The sequence below is a fragment of the Flavobacterium agrisoli genome, from assembly GCF_016522065.1.
Lineage (GTDB): Bacteria > Bacteroidota > Bacteroidia > Flavobacteriales > Flavobacteriaceae > Flavobacterium > Flavobacterium agrisoli.
Genome location: NZ_JAEHFV010000005.1, coordinates 83,217 through 100,689, shown reverse-complemented (window position 1 = coordinate 100,689; position 17,473 = coordinate 83,217). Strand labels below are relative to the sequence as shown.

The following is a 17,473-nucleotide window of genomic DNA, read 5'->3' as shown; positions in this document are numbered from 1 at the left end:
TGTACTAAAAGTCTATTTTTTCAAAAATCTATCTTTCGTTTGCGTAAAACTTTGCGACCTTTGCAATTCAAAACTCAAACAAATGCTCAAAATTGCACATCGCGGTGCCAAAGGCTATGAACCTGAAAACACTAAAGCGGCTTTTCTTAAAGCACTTGACATGCAAGTAGACGGAATCGAACTCGACGTTCAGCTCACGGCCGATGGCGAAGTAATCGTTTTTCACGATGACACGCTTGACCGAATGACCAATGGAAAAGGATTGGTAAGCGCCTTTAAACTAGCCGAATTGTATTCGTTCTCGATTGCTGAAAAACATCAAATTCCGACTTTACAAGAAGTGTTGGATGTAGTAGATACAAAATGCTTCCTTAATATTGAATTGAAAAATACTGGGAGTTGTAGCCGGGTTGTGGCGCTAATTGAAGCTGCTGTTTTAGTAAAAAAATGGACGTACCAACATTTTATTGTTTCAAGTTTTGATTGGAATGCGTTACGAGAAATTTCGTTGTTAAATCCAAAAATCCCCATTGGCGTTTTGACCGAAAACAATCTGGATCTTGCATTGACTTTCGCCGAAACCATTCAGGCAAAAGCTATTCACCCTCATTATCACTTGTTAGATGCAGAAAATACCAAGAAAATTCAAGATAAAGGTTTTTTAGTTTTCCCTTGGACGGTTAACGAAACGGCCGACATTGATCGCTTGAAAAGGTATCAAGTAAACGGAATTATAACCGATTATCCTGACCGAATATGATTAAAAATTTCGATATAATTATTGTAGGTGGTGGCGCTGCGGGTTTTTTTACAGCGATTAATGTTGCGGAGAAAAATCCGAAACTCAAAATTGCTATTTTAGAAAGAGGAAAAGAAGTGCTTTCTAAAGTCCGTGTTTCGGGAGGCGGACGATGCAACGTGACACACGCTTGTTTTGAACCCAATGAATTGGTAAAATTTTACCCTCGTGGCGAGAAAGAATTGCGCGGACCCTTTCATCAGTTTTGTTCTGGAGATACCATAGAATGGTTCGAAAAACACGGCGTGGAATTAAAAATTGAAGAAGATGGCAGAATGTTTCCGGTTTCAAATTCGTCACAAACCATAATTGATTGTTTTCTGAAAGCAACCGAAAAATTGGGTATAAAAGTACTGACAGGTCAAAGTGTTCAATCTATTTTTAAAAAAGAAAACCATTGGAAAATAGATACACAAAGTGATAATTTCACTGCCGAAAAATTAGTAATGGCAACGGGAAGCAATCCTAAAATTTGGGAAATGTTGCAAACCCACGGTCATGCGATTGTGAGTCCGGTTCCTTCGTTGTTTACTTTTAACATTAAAGATTCCCGAATTAAAGAACTACCAGGCGTTTCGGCGCAAGTCACTGTTAAGGTAAAAGAAACCAAACTCGAATCGACAGGGCCTTTATTAATTACGCATTGGGGCATGAGCGGTCCGGCCATTTTAAAATTATCCGCTTGGGGCGCTCGAATTTTACACGATAAAAATTATCAGTTTACGATTTTTGTGAATTGGCTGAATGATTTCGATTTGGAAGATGTTGAAAAACTTTTGAAAGAATTAAAAATAGAACACGCTAAAAAATCCATTTCCAAAAAATCGCCTTTTGAAATCACCAATCGTTTGTGGGAAAGTTTGGTTTTAGCATCGGGAATTGAGGCAGGCTCGAGCGATAGCGAACAGGCGAAGCAAACAAAATGGGCTGATTTATCTAAAACCCAATTGCAAAATCTCGCATCGCAACTTACCAAATCCGAATTTAAAGTCAACGGAAAAAGTACTTTTAAAGAAGAATTCGTAACGGCTGGCGGAATCGATTTAAAGGAAATCAACTTCAAAACCATGGAGAGTAAAATTCACCAAAACCTTTATTTTGCTGGCGAAATTGTAAATATCGATGCCATAACTGGTGGATTTAATTTTCAGAATGCCTGGACGAGTGGGTTTATTGTGGCGAATGCTATGTAGTATTTCCAAAAGACTAACTCTTTACTATATAAATAAGGATACTTCTGTACAAAATGACAGAAAGTATCCTTATTAGTTTATAATATTTTCTTGATTACCAAATTTTAACTCGTTTTTCAGGCGCTAAATATAACGAATCTGTGGGTTTTACATTAAAAGCTTTATAAAATTCAGGGATGTTTCTAACAACACCATTTACTCTGAATTTTGATGGAGAATGAGGGTCACTTGCGGCATAAGTACGTAAAGAGGCTTCTCTTATTTTATCAAGCCAACTTTGTGCATAACCTATAAAAATGCGTTGTTCTCCTGTAAAACCATCTAAAACAGGCGAGGGTTTTCCATTCAAGCTCATCTGATAGGCTTTAAGCGCAATAGATAAACCTCCTAAATCACCTATATTTTCGCCTTGGGTAAATTCTCCGTTCACATTTAAATCAGGAAAAACTTTGAATTCATTGTATTGTGCAACCAAGGCTTTTGTTCTTTGTTTAAAAGCGGTTGAATCTCTTGATGTCCACCAATTTCGCATTAAACCATCTCCATCAAAAGTACTTCCTTGATCATCAAAACCATGACCGATCTCGTGTCCTATTACCGCTCCGATTCCTCCATAATTAACTGCATCTTCAACTGTTAAATCAAAATATGGCGGTTGTAAGATGGCAGCTGGGAAAACAATTTCATTCTTTATAGGATTATAATACGCATTCACCGTTTGAGGTGTCATTCTCCATTCGGTGCGATCAACAGGTTTTTCAAGTTTTTTAATTTGTCTGTTGTATTCAAATTCAGTAGCTCTTTTTACATTTCCATAAAGATCCCCCTTAATCACTTTTAGGCTTGAATAATCCCTCCATTTATCCGGATATCCAACTTTTATAGTAAACTTAGAAACTTTTTCCAAAGCTTGTTTTTTGGTATCAGGACTCATCCAGTCTAGTGTTTTAATACTTTCCTCGTAAGCTTTAAGGAGGTTTTTAACCATAACCGTTACTCGTTTTTTAGATTCTGGCGAAAAGTATTTTTCAACGTAGACTTTTCCCACGATTTCTCCCAGGTTATGGTTAACCAGTTGAACTCCCCTTCTCCATAATGGTTTCTGTTTTTCAATTCCAAACATAACCTTACCATAAAACGCAAAATTTTCATCTTGTACAGCGCTATTTAATGATTGAGCTGCACCATGAACAGTACTCCATTTCAAATACGCTTTCCATGTTTCTAGCGGAGTTATTTTTATAATCGAATTTAAAGACTTAATATATTCAACTTGTGTAACCGTTACGTTTTTCTGACTTAGAATTCCAGCACTTTTAAACATAGAACTCCAGTCAAAATCAGGCATCAGTTTATTTAAATCTTTTATGGCATACTTGTTATAAAGTTTCTCAACATCACGTGTTTGTTCCTTTTTCATATGATTAGAAGCCATTAAAGTTTCCAAAGCCATAATTTGCGAAGCCAATTTAGTGGAGTTTTCAACACCACCCAACACCAGCATTTTAGCAACATGCATTTCATATTTTGAACGGATTTCTTTGGATTTTGGATCTTCAAGAAAATAATATTCTCTGTCGGGCAAACCTAGTCCATCTTGCCAAGTGTAAAGCATGTATTTAGTAGGATTTTTAAAGTCTTCGACAACTCCTAACTGAAAAGGAATCATGTTTCCTGATCGATTAGCAGTCCCAAAATAGGAAGCAAGATCAGAATAATTAGAAATTGCGTCTATCTTTTTGAATTCAGGAAGCAAAGGTGTGATTCCCTTTTGGTCTCTTACCTTAATATTCATAAAAGCTTGATAAAAATCTCCAATTTTTTGTTCATCAGAACCGTTGGTAAAATTTCCTTTAGAAGAATTTTCAATAATTTCTTTTACATCTTCCTGCGCTTTATCATTTATAATTTGATCAATTCCAATCGCATCTTTGTCTGCAGGAATTTTGTGTGTTTTAGTCCAATTTCCATTGACATAGGCATCAAAATTATCTCCTGGCTTCACCAACGTATCCATATTTTTCAAAATAACGCCAGAAGTTAGAGGTTCCTTTTTATCGCATGATTCCATAAAAAATAAAGGAACCAACAAAAGCGAACATTTAAAGTGAATTAAGTTGATTTTCATAACTTTAAAGTTTTATCCTCTAAATTTACCAAAAAAAGAATATCTCATCAAAAAACACAACAGATTTAACAACAATTAGTTAACAACAATTACTCTCTAAATTGACCGGTTTATTTAAAAGGAATATTAAAATGTTTTTTTTAAAGACAAAATTGAACGTAATTGCATTTTTACCATTACACTGTTTCCAAAGTTAAAAAAGAGAGGAAATAGAGATTTTATATTAAAACCATAAAACACACAAAATGCCCTACAAAGCTATAATTTTCGATTTAGACGGCACCTTAGTCAATTCATTGGAAGACATTTCCGATGCGATGAACAAAGTACTCCTTGATTACAATTACCCTACACACAGTTACGAAACCTATCAGTATTTTATTGGAAGTGGCTTGCATAATTTAGTGAGCAAAGCCTTGCCGGCAACAACCAATTCAGAAGAGCAAATTGAAAGTTGCTTCCAAAAAATGATTTCGGTTTATAGTGAACGCTGTTCAATTAAAACCAAACCGTACAGCGGAATTATAGAAATGCTTCAGCAATTAAAAGCTAAAAATCTAAAATTAGCCGTTCTATCAAACAAAGCCGATGCGTTAACCAAAAAAATAGTTGCTGAAATTTTCCCTCATCAATTTGATATGGCGGTGGGTTTAAAAACAGAAGCCACTAAAAAACCAAATCCTTTTGAAGCCCTAGAAATAGCTAAAAACTGGGATTTAAAACCCGAAGAAATCCTTTTTGTTGGCGATTCAGATATCGACATGCAAACAGCAGTAAATGCCAAGATGTTTCCCGTTGGCGTTTTGTGGGGTTACAGAACAGATGAAGAATTAAAACTAAGCGGTGCTCAAGTGGTTATTATTAAACCACAAGAATTAACTTCAATAATTTAACTGTTTTTTTTGTTTAAAAAAAATCTTACTAAATATTTTTATAAATTTACAATAAGAACTAACTAATTAACGTTCTGTAAGTTAATCAAAAACACATCGTTATGAAACCAAAACAAAAGCACACAAAATTTCTGTTGCCCTATTTCATGGTAGCTATTAGTATTTTTATGGTGTCTTGCTCTAAAGACTCGTATGAAACCGTAACGGATGTCAACAACTCCGCTTATGACAAAGTAAAAACCGATCCACTCTTTATAGCCTTAGACAAAGCCCGACACGATTCGGAGATAATTGCTCTTACCTATTCGGGTACAGATGTAGTCGCTGCTGATGCGGAGGAGCAAACCAAAAAAGCGATATTATCTAGAAAAATTAAATCCCAAGAAGAAATAGCAAAATTTAAAGAAGCATTGGGTTACAGAGATTATGAAAAACGCTCAAAAGTCAGACTTGATTATGCTTATGCTTCACTTGCATTTTATAAAAAATACCCCGAATATAAAAATAACGATGAGTTTAAAATGTACATGATAAAAAACAGTAAATACAAATTATCCATGGATACAATCAAAAAAATGCTAAACCAAAATAAAATTTATCGCAAAGAGAACGGAATAGCAGCAATAGCATCATTTTATACAAAATAGCAAACAATAAAAACCCAACCTGCAAAAAGTAAGTTGGGTTTTGTTTTTTTTTAAGAATTCAACCACCAAATACTAGCGGTTAAAACAGTAGCAAATGCAACCCAAGCCAAATACGGAATCAATAAGTAACCGGCTGTTTTGTGTATGCTTTTAAACTGAATATAAGTTTCATAAATCATCAATTCTAAAATAATAATTTCGAGTAAAGCCAATAACGGATTGTGTAATCCGAAAAACAAGTACGACCAAAGTGCATTCAAAGCCAACTGAAGCGTAAAAAATACCAAGGCTTTTTTTACCACTTCTTTATTTTCTTTCCATTCGTTCCAAATCAAACCCGCTGCAATTCCCATTAACACATATAAAATTGTCCATACAGGAGCGAAAATCCAGTTCGGCGGATTAAAAAAAGGTTTGTTTAGTGACACATACCAAGTAGCAATACTCTCACGGGTAACATCACCGGAAACATATCCAACCGCTAAACAAAGTAAAATCGGAAAAGCGAATTTTATTATTTTCATTAACTAAAAATTTTAATATAGATTCAAAAATAAACAAAAACAAGCAGCACTTGATAAATTGCAATCGGTAATGGCAAAAAAAGTATCTTTGCCCAAATTTTACAATTCATGTTTACAACTACTGATTTTATTCCTGAAAAATATACGCATACTATCGAAAATGGTCAATTTGAATGGAGCGCACCCAGCAACATTGCCTTAGTAAAATATTGGGGAAAAAGAGATGATCTTGGTCATCAAATTCCCGCTAATCCTTCGGTAAGTTTTACTTTGAATAATTGTAAAACGATAACCAAACTGAGTTTTGAGAAAAGAGCTGCTTCGATAGTAACCACTGGATTTTCTTTCGATTTGCTTTTTGAAGGGCAATCCAAAGAAGATTTCAAACCCAAAATTCAAAAATTTTTAGAGCGAATTGAAGCCTATTTGCCTTTTTTGAAAGACTATCATTTTACGATTGATACAAAAAACACGTTTCCACATAGTTCTGGAATTGCTTCTTCGGCTTCGGGAATGGCAGCTTTGGCTATGAATTTTATGAGTCTGGAAAAACAACTAAACCCAGCGATGTCAGACGATTATTTTTATCAAAAAGCTTCGTTTTTAGCGCGTTTAGGCTCTGGTAGCGCTTGCCGAAGTATTAAAGGAAATATGGTAGTGTGGGGCAATCAAGCCAATATTGAAGGAAGTTCTGATTTGTTTGGAGTTCCATTTCCATACACTATTCACGACAATTTTAAAAATTATCAAGACACCATTTTATTGGTCGATAAAGGCGAAAAACAAGTTTCGAGCACTGTTGGTCACAATTTGATGCACAACCATCCTTTTGCCGAACGCCGTTTTGAACAAGCACATGAAAATCTGGATAAATTAATTTCTATTTTCGAAAAAGGAAATTTAGACGAATTCATTAAAATTGTCGAAAGCGAAGCACTTACATTGCACGCCATGATGATGACTTCCATGCCGTATTTTATTTTAATGAAACCCAATACTTTGCAAATTATCAATGCAATTTGGAAATTTAGAGCCGAAAACCAAATTCCGGTTTGTTTCACACTTGATGCGGGTGCCAACGTTCACGTACTTTATCCCGAAAATATCAAAGAAAAAGTACTACATTTTATTCAGAACGAATTAGTTGACTTTTGCCAAAATGCGCAGTACATTTGCGACGAAATTGGAATGGGTGCTGTTGCATTATAATTTTCCGTATCTTTAGTTAAATTTTTGATCATGGATATTCAAGTTGAAAAATTAGAATTAATTAAAATGTTAGCGGAAACAGAAAATCCAGCTATTATAAAATCTATTCGCAAAATTTTTAAAAAAGAACAAAAAGATTGGTGGAATGACCTTACTGATGAGCAGAAAGAGGATATTGAACTAAGCATACAAGAATTTGAAAGAGGAGAAGTTGTAAGTTACGAATCAATTTTAAAAAGACACGGTTTACGTTGAGAAAAATCAAATTTACTCTAAGAGCCGAAAAATCTTTTGAAAACATTCTGAATTACATTGACACAAAATGGTCAACAAAAAGAAAATTTGATTTTTTGAAAAAATTTGATCAATCAATTTTAGCGATTCTTTTACATCCTGAAAGTTTTCCTTGCAGCGAGAATAATAAAATGATTAGAAAATGTGTCCTAACAAGACGGACTACTTTTTATTATACTTTCAATTCAAAAGAAATAACTATTATCAGCGTTTTCGATACAAGACAAAACCCGAATAAAATAAAAAAAGACATTAACTAAATTATATGAAAGGACCTTTATTTTACTCAAAAATATTACTCTTTGGAGAATACGGAATCATTCGTGACTCTAAAGGACTTTCTATTCCTTACAATTTTTACAATGGTGCTTTAAAGAAAGAAGAAAATCCTTCTGCCGAAGCCCTTGCCTCTAATGCTAGTTTAAAGCGCTATGCTGTTTATTTGGAAAATCTTGAGAGCGAGCAGCCGGAATTGGTTTCTTTTGATATCGAAAGCTTAAAAAGTGACATCGAAAACGGAATGTATTTTGACTCTAGTATTCCACAAGGATATGGTGTGGGGAGCAGTGGCGCATTGGTAGCCGCTATTTACGACAAATATGCGCTGCACAAAATTACGGTTTTAGAGAATTTAACTCGTGAAAAATTATTACAATTAAAGGGAATATTCTCGGCTATGGAAAGTTTTTTCCACGGAAAAAGCTCTGGTTTAGATCCGTTAAACAGTTATTTGAGTATTCCGATTTTAATTAATTCGAAAGATAATATCGAAGCAACCGGTATTCCGACGCAAAGTTTTGAAGGCAAAGGCGCCGTGTTTTTATTGGATTCGGGTATTGTGGGCGAAACCGCTCCGATGGTTAATATTTTCATGGAAAATTTAAAAGATAAAGGTTTCCGCGCGATGTTAAAAAATCAATTTGTTAAATATACCGATGCTTGTGTAGATAACTTTTTACATGGCGATATGAAATCCTTGTTTACCAATACGAAAAAGTTATCCAAAGTTGTTTTAAATCACTTTAAACCCATGATTCCGGAACAATTTCACGGAATTTGGCAACACGGAATAGACAGTAACGATTATTATTTAAAATTATGTGGTTCTGGCGGTGGCGGTTATATTTTGGGATTCACCGAAAATTTAGAAAAAGCCAAAGCTTCTTTAAAAGACTATAAGCTGGAAGTGGTTTATCAATTCTAGACACCTATTTTATCCAATAAACAAAAAAGCAAAGGCATGAAAAATATTACTTCTATTTTAAAAGCCACTTTTATTGGCGGAATTTTGTTTTTAGTTCCCGTAATTTTATTGATTGTCATTCTTGAAAAAGCGTACGCCATCATCCATAAAGTCACGGGACCCATCATTCATTCTTTACCCAAAACGTTAATTTTCGGAATTGCGCTTCAAGAAATCATTGCCATTGTAATTATCCTGTTTATTTGTTTGGTAGCTGGCATTATTGGCCGAACCTATTACGCCCAAAAATTCATTGATAAACTCGAAAATCGAATTTTGAACTTAGTTCCTGGTTATTCGTTTATGAAAAACATGAACGAAAATATTATGGGAATTGAAGCGAAAGAAGATTTAAAAGTTATTTTAGCCCAGTTTGATGATGCTTGCCAAATGGGTTTTTTAATAGAAAACATCAACGAAACACATTGCACCATTTTTATTCCTAATGCACCAAGCCCTTGGTCGGGTTCGTTATTTTTTATGGAAAAAGAACGCGTTAAAGAACTTTCTATTACCCAAAAAGAAGCAATGGCAAGTATACGTAAATTGGGATTTGAAACGGATAAATTACTCAAAGACGTTTTAAAATAATTGCATGCAATATCTTAAATTGCATTTTTTAACTTAAATTAAACCTATATTATGAACAGAAAATACAAACTTTTAATTCTAAAAATTATAAGTTTATTTTCTGTAATTCGCGGATACAACATTCCAATTATCATCATTGCGCAATACCTTTCGGCTATTTTTATTTTAAATCCAGAAGAACGTGCACTCGATATTCTACTCGACTTTAACTTGTTTTTGATGGTTTTTGCCTCGGCGATTACAATTGCTTCGGGTTACATTATCAACAACTTTTACGATGCTAAAAAAGACCTTATTAACCGTCCGCATAAAACCATGTTGGATCGTTTGGTAAGTCAAACAACCAAATTGCGTGTTTATTTTTCGCTAAATTTCATAGCCGCTTTGATGGGACTTGTGGTGTCTTGGCGCGCTTGTTTGTTTTTTTCAGTCTATATTTTTTTAGTTTGGCTGTACTCGCATAAGGTAAAAAAACATCCATTTGTAGGTAATTTTATGGCTGCTATTTTGGCCATTTTTCCGTTTTTCGCCTTGCTTTTATATTATTATTACCGAGTTCCTTTTGAAGAATTAGAAAATCAAAAAGGTCATTTTGTGGTTATTTTTGCACATGCGGGCTTTTTGTTTTTACTGATTTTAATTCGGGAAATGGTAAAAGATTTGGAAAATATCAAGGGCGACTTGGCTAATAATTACCAAACCATTCCTATTGTTTACGGCATTACCACTTCAAAAACACTTATTAGCCTGTTAACATTGGCTACCATTATTCCGGTTTATATTTTAATTGAAATGTATGATGTGGGTTATATGGACCTCTATTTTTATTTCTCGTTTCTGGTTTTGTTGTTTTTTTTGCTCATCCTGTGGAAAGCCGAAAAAAAGAGCCGTTTTTTGATGCTGCACAATCTTTTGAAATTTTTAATAGTGTCGGGCGTTTTTTGCATCATTCTTATCAACCCAAGTGTACTGTGGCACGGAAAGAAAGTCTTGTTGAGCTGTTATTGAGGATTGCTACAACAGGAAATTCTGAATTGTATTCAAAAAAGGCACTTACAACAGTTCCTCGCTAAGTAATAACACAAAATCGCTTACGGTTTCGGGCTATTTTCTTAACTTTACGGGTACAGATTCAAAAAATCATGCAAACCATTTACTACGAAGGCATAAAAAAAACGGCCGATGCGACTACTTTAATTCAGGATTATTTGGTAGTAGAAGCACCGCTTGAAATCAATATTAACGGCAATCCTTTTACCGTAGTGATGCGAACGCCGGGGAAAGATATTCCATTAATTTTGGGTTTGCTTTTTGCTGAAGATATTTATCGTGGTACTGAAATACCTAAAATAGACATACTTGAAAATTCAGAAAATGAATTTGCCAAAATAAATGTTCAAATTCCGATAGCCGATTTAGGTGTGGGTTATCTCAATAAACGTTCCCTTTTATCCGTTTCATCTTGTGGTATCTGCGGCAAACAATCGTTGAGCGATTTAATACAACCCAAGCAAAAATTACAATCAAAAAACGCCATTGATTTAGAAAAATTACCCGAAATGTTTCGGATTATGCAGAGGCATCAGGATGTTTTCAATCAAACTGGAGGCTCACATGCTGCAGCTTTGTTTAATTCTAATTACGAATTACTGACCCTACAAGAAGATATTGGCCGACACAATGCAGTCGACAAATGCATCGGTGATTTGATTCTACAGAACAAACTTCATTCGGCTACTTTTATGTTGGTTAGCGGCCGAGTTTCCTACGAAATTATAACTAAAGCTTTTTTTGCCAAAATTGCTACTGTAGTTGCGGTATCAGCCTGTTCGAGTTTAGCAGTTGATTATGCGAAAGAATTTGGTATTTGCTTGATTGGCTTTTCAAGAGAGGAAAAAGCAACTGTTTACGCCAACCCGAATACAACCGTTAGTAGTACCTTTTAAAAAAACGATTATGAAAAAGAAAACCATAGCGCAACCACCTGTTCAATTTACCGGAATCAAAGAAACCGTTCTGCCAAAATCGGCCGTGGGGACTAAAGCAATCATATCGGCGATGACACATATTGTGGAAGAAGTTGGTTTTTTTAAGGGAATGAAATTATTAGGCAAACTCAACCAAAAAGACGGTTTTGATTGTCCTGGTTGTGCCTGGCCCGATCCAGATGAAAAGCGTCATTTTTTAGCTGAATATTGCGAAAACGGAGCCAAAGCCGTAGCCGAAGAAGCAACCAAGTGCAGGGTAAGTCCGCTATTTTTTGCTACGCATAGTATTGCCGAACTCGGTGCGCTTTCTGATTATGAGTTAGGGAAAAAGGGTCGTATAACACATCCTATGTATTTGCCCGAAGGTGCTTCACATTATACCGGAATTAGCTGGGAGGATGCTTTTTCTATAATCGCAAAAAAACTCAATAAATTGGCTTCGCCCAACGAAGCTATTTTTTACACTTCGGGTCGAACGAGTAACGAAGCGGCTTATTTGTACCAATTATTTGTGCGCAGCTATGGCACAAACAATTTACCCGACTGTTCTAATATGTGTCATGAATCTAGCGGAACAGCTTTGTCTGAAACGCTAGGAATAGGAAAAGGATCTGTCACTTTAGACGATTTTGAATACGCTGATTTGGTTATTGTAATGGGGCAAAATCCTGGAACCAATCATCCGAGAATGTTAACGGCGCTTCACAAAACCAAAGAAAAAGGCGGCAAAATAATCAGTATAAATCCGTTGCCCGAAGTAGGATTAAAAAACTACATCGACCCACAAAGTCCACTAAAATGGTTGGGAAAAGGAATCGATTTATCCGACCTTTTTTTGCAAGTCCGCATTAATGGCGATGTGGCTTTGCTAAAAGCCATCTTAATAATTTTAAATCAAAAAGAAAAAAAGAACCCGGGAACCATTTTTGACCATGCTTTTATAAAAGAACACACTTTGGGTTTTGAGGCTTTTATAGCCGATTTAGAACAGCAAAATTTCGATGAATTAGTGCTTCAAACGGGACTCACTACCGAAGAAATTTTTGAAGCAGCCGAAATGATTGCGGCAAATAAAAAAATAATTATTTGTTGGGCAATGGGTTTAACCCAACATAAAAATGGTGTGGATAACATTCGTGAAGTGGTAAATTTATTACTATTGAAAGGCAGCATTGGTAAAGAAGGAGCTGGAACTTGTCCGGTTCGAGGCCATTCGAATGTGCAGGGCGACCGAACGATGGGAATTTGGGAAAAACCTGGAAAAGCATTTTTAGATGCCCTCGACAAACATTTTGGCATTCAAACGCCACGCGAATACGGACATGATGTAGTCGATTCAATAGAAGCAATGCATCAAAAAAAGGCTCGTTTTTTCTTGGGAATGGGAGGCAATTTCATCTCCGCTACACCCGACACCGAATACACCGCCGAAGCGCTTCGCAATTGCGACTTAACGGTTCATATTTCGACTAAATTAAATCGAAGTCATTTGATTCACGGAAAGGAAGCTTTAATCTTGCCTTGTTTAGGGCGCACGGAAAAAGACTACCAAAGTAGCGGAACACAATTTGTAACTGTTGAAAATTCTATGGGAGTCGTCTCAAAATCGGAAGGTTCTTTAGCACCTTTATCGCCCTATTTGAAAAGTGAAACCGCAATTGTAGCCGGCATTGCCAAAGCAACTTTACAAAACACGCCTATCAATTGGGAAAAATTAGCCAGCAATTACGATTTGATTCGTGATGCAATCGAAGCTACCATTCCGGGATTTGAAAACTTTAACGAACGAGTACGCCAAGGAGGCGGCTTTTATTTGCCCAACTCGGCACGAGCACATGATTTTAGTGTTTCGCATACTGGAAAAGCAAATTTTACCCTTAACCAGCCTTCCGATATTCAATTGAAAAAAGACCAGTTGCTGATGATGACGATACGTACCCACGACCAATACAATACGACCATTTATGGGTTAGACGATCGTTACCGAGGCATTTTAAACGAACGCCGGGTGATTTTAATGAATGAATTGGACATTCAGGAATTGGGTTTGCAAAAAAACGATTTGGTTGATTTAGTGAGTCATTTTGAAGGCGAAACTCGAACTGCCGAGCAATTTATTGTTATTCCGTATAACATTCCACCAAAATGCACCGCAACCTATTTTCCCGAAACCAATGTTTTAGTTCCGATACAAAGTAAAGCACGTTTAAGCAATACACCAACTTCAAAAGCCGTCATCATTACGGTTCATAAAAATAAAAATGGAACTATGTAATGTCAGTATTAGGAGAGTAGTTTACAAGAATGTTTTTAGCTAACATGCATTTTTTGATCACTAATAACTTTGCTATATTTTTGTACAAAAAGGATAAATCTGTAATTAAAATTCCTAAAATTCCCTCACAAGAAATGTAATTAAGGCATTGCTTTTTCGGTAAAAACAACATTGTATTTCTCTAATTCTTTTAAAATTGGTTCATAAACCTCTTTTTTTACCGGAAGTTGAACACCCAGAGTTGTAATTTTTTCATTCAAAATCAATAAAGTAGCCATGGCAACAGGGAGTCCCACTGTTTTTGCCATTGCCGTATAAGTTTGATCTTGTCCAATGCAGACCATTTTAGAATCGATTTGTTTCTTTTCACCATTCAGTTCATAACCAAATTTGTGGTACATCACGATCATGTCTTTATCACCGGGAGCTAGTGTCCAACTTTGCTCTAGGATTTTTTGAAGAATTTGGGCGGGAGTTGCCTTTGGTAAACCTACTAGTTTATGCGGATTAAATAAATCCAACTCCACTAGCTTGTCCCAAATAATATCGTCTGGATCAATTTTAAGGAGCAATCGGAGTTTTATTTCCACCGAATCTGTTGGGTGATACGGCAAAAAAGAATTGACAAATTCACGGTAGCTCATGTTTTCAGAATTTTCTACAACATAACTGTCATCGGTCATTCCAAGTTGCACAAACAAATTCCAAGCTTTTGAAAAGCCGACTTTTCGAATCGTACCTCGATATAAGGTTAAAACCTCGTCTAAGCCATAAACCGATTGGTATTTTAACGAATCGCGATTTGGATAGGCTTCAAACCGACCGTATCCTTCTACATCCAAAAATTCAGTGCGTTTAAATAAACTCGAATACGGAATATATTTATAGGTGCCTTCTTGAATGAATTTTGCCGCACCACCTTGACCAGCTAAAACCACATTACGCGGCGCCCAAGTAAACTTATAATTCCACAAATTAGAATCCGATTCAGGTGCTACTAAACCGCCGCAAAAGGATTCAAAAAGCACTATTTTACCGCCTTTAGATCTTATTTCATCAATGGTTTTCATAGCACTCATGTGATCAATTCCGGGATCAAGACCTATTTCATTCATAAAAACAAGACCTTTTGCGGTGACTTCTTCATCCAAAGCTTTCATTTCATCGCTGATATACGAAGCGGTTACTAGGTTTTTATGATAGAACAAACAATCTTTAGCAACTTCAATATGTAAATGAGCCGGTAGCATCGAAATGACGATGTTGGCTTTCGAAATGAGTTCTCTTCTTTTTTGGGTGTCAAAAATGTTTACGTGTAACACAGTAGCTCGCTCATGACTTCCAATTTTAGTTAGTACCGCTTGTTCATTTTCATCGGCAATCAGCAATTGTAGGTTTTCTGCTTGCGCTTTTTCTAACAAATAGTGTATCAAAAAAGTTGATGATCTTCCGGCTCCGAATAACAAAATGGTTCGCATACTGATGTTTTTTGATTAGAGACTAGTTATTTTCTTTAAATTTAATTTAAATATTAGAGAAAAGAAAGCTTTAAAAATTTCTATAAGCAGTTTGGGATACTTAAATTTGGTTCAAAAATTAGAGGCAATGAAACGAAAAATGATTTTAATAGCGGCTTTTTTAGGAGTAACCGCTATTGCTTTGGGTGCATTTGGAGCACATGGATTAAAACAATTTTTAAGTGAAGCGCAATTAACTACTTTCGAAACGGGTGTTCGTTACCAAATGTATCATGCTTTGTTTTTGTTGTTCGTAGCTAACCTAATCGAACTTACTGAATCAAAACGCAAAATAATCACCCTATTGGTTGTTTTGGGAGTGGCTTTATTCTCGGGTTCCATCTATTTATTAGCCACGAATTCAATTACTTCCTTTGATTTTAAAATTATCGGATTCGTAACGCCAATTGGTGGTTTATTGTTAATTATTTCGTGGATAGTCTTATTTGCTGGTTTTTTTAACAAAAAATCATAAAAATCGAATTTTTAAAACACAGATTGCATTAAATCTGTACCTTTGTAGTCTCTAGAATTAAAAACGCAATTAAGAAATTTTATGGGCAATCATACAATGGTATCGAAATCGATTTCGTTAGACGAAATGGGAATCAAAAATGCAAAAGTTCATTACCAACTTACTCCAGATGAATTAGAAAAAATTACCTTAGAAAGCGGTCAAGGTAAATTAAATGATACAGGCGCTTTAGCCATTAATACCGGTACTTTTACGGGACGTTCTCCTCAAGATCGTTACATTGTGAAAGATGCTATTACCGAAAACGAAGTTTGGTGGGGTAATATCAACATCCCGTTCGATGCTGATGCTTTCGAAAAATTATATCAAAAAGTTTGTACCTATTTAGATGGGAAAGAAGTTTTTGTTCGGGATTCGTATGTATGTGCCGATCCTAATCACCGCTTAAATGTACGCGTTGTTACCGAAACCGCTTGGTCTAATTTGTTTTGCTACAACATGTTTTTGAGACCCGATGAAGGTGAATTAGAAAATTTTTCGTTTGATTGGACCGTTCTTTGTGTGCCTCATTTTATGGCAGATCCAGCAGTTGACGGAACGCGTCAAAGTAATTTTGCCATTTTAGATTTTACTAAAAAAATTGCTTTGATTGGTGGTACAGGTTATACCGGAGAGATGAAAAAAGGAATTTTCTCGGCATTGAATTTTATTTTACCAGTTTTTCAAAAAACGCTTCCAATGCACTGCAGTGCCAATGTAGGGGAAGCAGGTGATACCGCTATTTTCTTTGGATTATCGGGAACTGGAAAAACCACTTTATCAGCCGATCCAAATCGAAAATTAATCGGCGACGATGAACACGGATGGACAAATGATAACACGGTTTTTAACTTTGAAGGCGGTTGTTATGCTAAAGTGATCAATCTTTCGGAAGAAAACGAGCCGGATATTTACAAAGCCATCAAAAAAGGAGCTTTGTTAGAAAATGTAGTTTTCAAAGAAAATAGTAACGAAGTGGATTACACCGATATTTCGATTACTCCAAATACGCGCGTTAGTTACCCGATTGATTTTATTGATAACATTCAACCCAATTCTATCGGGCATAATCCAAAAAATATCTTTTTCTTAACGGCCGATTCGTTCGGAATTTTACCTCCAATTGCTAAATTGACTCCAGGTCAGGCAGCCTATCATTTTATTTCGGGCTACACTGCAAAAGTAGCGGGTACCGAAGCCGGAATTAATGAGCCACAACCTAATTTTTCGGCTTGTTTTGGTGCTCCTTTTATGCCATTGCATCCAACGCGATATGCTGAAATGTTGAGTAAGAAAATGAAAGAAGCCAACGTAAAAGTATGGTTGATTAACACGGGTTGGACTGGCGGACCTTATGGAACCGGTAGTCGAATGAAATTAAAATACACACGAGCCATGATTACAGCAGCCTTAAATGGCGAACTGGATCAGGTGACTTATGAAAATCATAGTGTGTTTGGAATTGCAAAACCACAAACCTGTCCGAACGTACCAGCCGAAATTTTAAATCCAAGAGATACTTGGGAAAACAAGGAATTATACGATCAAAAAGCGGTTGAATTGGCTCAAAAATTCAAAGCTAATTTTGCTAAATTCGAAGAATTTGCCAATCCAGAAATTATGGGTGGAGCACCTTTATTATAAAATTACTAATTCGT

General features: G+C 35.7%; 16 protein-coding genes. 13 read left to right on the top strand and 3 right to left on the bottom strand.

Going from position 1 to position 17,473, the window contains the following annotated elements; all coding sequences use genetic code 11:
* Positions 1–82: 82 nt before the first annotated feature.
* The gene (locus I5M07_RS12175) at positions 83–760 is read left to right on the top strand and encodes a glycerophosphodiester phosphodiesterase (protein ID WP_200106721.1); all 678 of its coding nucleotides are present in this window, start codon (positions 83–85) and stop codon (positions 758–760) included.
* Entirely contained in the window at positions 757–1,992 is a 1,236-nt protein-coding gene (locus tag I5M07_RS12170; RefSeq protein WP_200106720.1) for a BaiN/RdsA family NAD(P)/FAD-dependent oxidoreductase, read from the top strand. The genes I5M07_RS12175 and I5M07_RS12170 overlap by 4 nt, the downstream gene beginning before the upstream one ends.
* Positions 1,993–2,086: 94 nt before the next feature.
* Here the strand turns inward: I5M07_RS12170 and I5M07_RS12165 are convergent, their stop codons facing one another.
* Positions 2,087–4,120, bottom strand: a complete 2,034-nt coding sequence (locus tag I5M07_RS12165) for a M13 family metallopeptidase (RefSeq protein WP_200106719.1) — start codon at positions 4,118–4,120, stop codon at positions 2,087–2,089.
* Between the two features lie 245 nt (positions 4,121–4,365).
* Between I5M07_RS12165 and I5M07_RS12160 the strand changes: the two genes are divergently transcribed.
* Together I5M07_RS12160 and I5M07_RS12155 are read left to right on the top strand one after the other, a co-directional pair.
* Entirely contained in the window at positions 4,366–5,013 is a 648-nt protein-coding gene (locus I5M07_RS12160; protein ID WP_200106718.1) for an HAD family hydrolase, read from the top strand.
* Positions 5,014–5,114: 101 nt separating this feature from the next.
* On the top strand, positions 5,115–5,660 hold the full coding sequence (locus I5M07_RS12155) for a hypothetical protein (protein ID WP_200106717.1): 546 nt from the start codon (positions 5,115–5,117) through the stop codon (positions 5,658–5,660).
* Positions 5,661–5,710: 50 nt separating this feature from the next.
* On the opposite strand, the gene I5M07_RS12150 is transcribed toward I5M07_RS12155, so the two are convergent.
* The gene (locus tag I5M07_RS12150; RefSeq protein WP_200106716.1) at positions 5,711–6,184 is read right to left on the bottom strand and encodes a TspO/MBR family protein; all 474 of its coding nucleotides are present in this window, start codon (positions 6,182–6,184) and stop codon (positions 5,711–5,713) included.
* 108 nt (positions 6,185–6,292) lie between these two features.
* Between I5M07_RS12150 and I5M07_RS12145 the strand changes: the two genes are divergently transcribed.
* The 7 genes from I5M07_RS12145 (at position 6,293) to I5M07_RS12115 (ending at position 13,784) form a co-directional block, all read left to right on the top strand.
* Positions 6,293–7,393, top strand: a complete 1,101-nt coding sequence (locus I5M07_RS12145; protein WP_200106715.1) for a diphosphomevalonate/mevalonate 3,5-bisphosphate decarboxylase family protein — start codon at positions 6,293–6,295, stop codon at positions 7,391–7,393.
* A 30-nt stretch (positions 7,394–7,423) separates the two neighbouring features.
* On the top strand, positions 7,424–7,648 hold the full coding sequence (locus I5M07_RS12140; RefSeq protein ID WP_200106714.1) for a hypothetical protein: 225 nt from the start codon (positions 7,424–7,426) through the stop codon (positions 7,646–7,648).
* 304 nt (positions 7,649–7,952) lie between these two features.
* Positions 7,953–8,891, top strand: a complete 939-nt coding sequence (locus I5M07_RS12135) for a mevalonate kinase family protein (protein WP_200106713.1) — start codon at positions 7,953–7,955, stop codon at positions 8,889–8,891.
* 36 nt (positions 8,892–8,927) lie between these two features.
* A complete protein-coding gene (locus I5M07_RS12130) occupies positions 8,928–9,521 on the top strand; it encodes a DUF502 domain-containing protein (protein ID WP_200106712.1) in 594 nt (197 codons plus the stop codon).
* A gap of 51 nt (positions 9,522–9,572) precedes the next feature.
* Positions 9,573–10,529, top strand: a complete 957-nt coding sequence (locus I5M07_RS12125; RefSeq protein WP_233622055.1) for a geranylgeranylglycerol-phosphate geranylgeranyltransferase — start codon at positions 9,573–9,575, stop codon at positions 10,527–10,529.
* A gap of 134 nt (positions 10,530–10,663) precedes the next feature.
* Positions 10,664–11,467, top strand: coding sequence for a formate dehydrogenase accessory sulfurtransferase FdhD (gene fdhD / locus I5M07_RS12120; RefSeq protein WP_200106711.1), 804 nt, complete (start codon positions 10,664–10,666; stop codon positions 11,465–11,467).
* Positions 11,468–11,477: 10 nt separating this feature from the next.
* Complete coding sequence (locus I5M07_RS12115; protein ID WP_200106710.1) at positions 11,478–13,784, top strand: FdhF/YdeP family oxidoreductase; 2,307 nt, start codon at positions 11,478–11,480, stop codon at positions 13,782–13,784.
* A 140-nt stretch (positions 13,785–13,924) separates the two neighbouring features.
* Here I5M07_RS12115 and I5M07_RS12110 read toward each other — a convergent pair whose 3' ends face one another.
* Positions 13,925–15,262: a saccharopine dehydrogenase family protein gene (locus I5M07_RS12110; protein ID WP_200106709.1), complete on the bottom strand. Its 1,338-nt coding sequence runs from the start codon at positions 15,260–15,262 to the stop codon at positions 13,925–13,927.
* A 127-nt stretch (positions 15,263–15,389) separates the two neighbouring features.
* On the opposite strand from I5M07_RS12110, the gene I5M07_RS12105 reads away from it, so the two are divergent.
* Together I5M07_RS12105 and pckA are read left to right on the top strand one after the other, a co-directional pair.
* Positions 15,390–15,776, top strand: a complete 387-nt coding sequence (locus I5M07_RS12105) for a DUF423 domain-containing protein (protein WP_200106708.1) — start codon at positions 15,390–15,392, stop codon at positions 15,774–15,776.
* A gap of 81 nt (positions 15,777–15,857) precedes the next feature.
* The gene (gene pckA / locus I5M07_RS12100; protein WP_200106707.1) at positions 15,858–17,459 is read left to right on the top strand and encodes a phosphoenolpyruvate carboxykinase (ATP); all 1,602 of its coding nucleotides are present in this window, start codon (positions 15,858–15,860) and stop codon (positions 17,457–17,459) included.
* Positions 17,460–17,473 lie beyond the last annotated feature (14 nt).

Excerpts from the sequence above, each read along its gene's own strand:
- I5M07_RS12130 (WP_200106712.1), top strand. The coding sequence starts at position 8,928 with ATGAAAAATATTACTTCTATTTTAAAAGCCACTTTTATTGGCGGAATT.
- I5M07_RS12155 (WP_200106717.1), top strand. The coding sequence starts at position 5,115 with ATGAAACCAAAACAAAAGCACACAAAATTTCTGTTGCCCTATTTCATG.
- I5M07_RS12165 (WP_200106719.1), bottom strand. The coding sequence starts at position 4,120 with ATGAAAATCAACTTAATTCACTTTAAATGTTCGCTTTTGTTGGTTCCT.
- I5M07_RS12105 (WP_200106708.1), top strand. The coding sequence starts at position 15,390 with ATGAAACGAAAAATGATTTTAATAGCGGCTTTTTTAGGAGTAACCGCT.
- I5M07_RS12125 (WP_233622055.1), top strand. The coding sequence starts at position 9,573 with ATGAACAGAAAATACAAACTTTTAATTCTAAAAATTATAAGTTTATTT.
- I5M07_RS12160 (WP_200106718.1), top strand. The coding sequence starts at position 4,366 with ATGCCCTACAAAGCTATAATTTTCGATTTAGACGGCACCTTAGTCAAT.
- I5M07_RS12110 (WP_200106709.1), bottom strand. The coding sequence starts at position 15,262 with ATGCGAACCATTTTGTTATTCGGAGCCGGAAGATCATCAACTTTTTTG.
- fdhD (WP_200106711.1), top strand. The coding sequence starts at position 10,664 with ATGCAAACCATTTACTACGAAGGCATAAAAAAAACGGCCGATGCGACT.
- I5M07_RS12175 (WP_200106721.1), top strand. The coding sequence starts at position 83 with ATGCTCAAAATTGCACATCGCGGTGCCAAAGGCTATGAACCTGAAAAC.
- pckA (WP_200106707.1), top strand. The coding sequence starts at position 15,858 with ATGGGCAATCATACAATGGTATCGAAATCGATTTCGTTAGACGAAATG.
- I5M07_RS12135 (WP_200106713.1), top strand. The coding sequence starts at position 7,953 with ATGAAAGGACCTTTATTTTACTCAAAAATATTACTCTTTGGAGAATAC.
- I5M07_RS12170 (WP_200106720.1), top strand. The coding sequence starts at position 757 with ATGATTAAAAATTTCGATATAATTATTGTAGGTGGTGGCGCTGCGGGT.
- I5M07_RS12150 (WP_200106716.1), bottom strand. The coding sequence starts at position 6,184 with ATGAAAATAATAAAATTCGCTTTTCCGATTTTACTTTGTTTAGCGGTT.
- I5M07_RS12140 (WP_200106714.1), top strand. The coding sequence starts at position 7,424 with ATGGATATTCAAGTTGAAAAATTAGAATTAATTAAAATGTTAGCGGAA.
- I5M07_RS12145 (WP_200106715.1), top strand. The coding sequence starts at position 6,293 with ATGTTTACAACTACTGATTTTATTCCTGAAAAATATACGCATACTATC.
- I5M07_RS12115 (WP_200106710.1), top strand. The coding sequence starts at position 11,478 with ATGAAAAAGAAAACCATAGCGCAACCACCTGTTCAATTTACCGGAATC.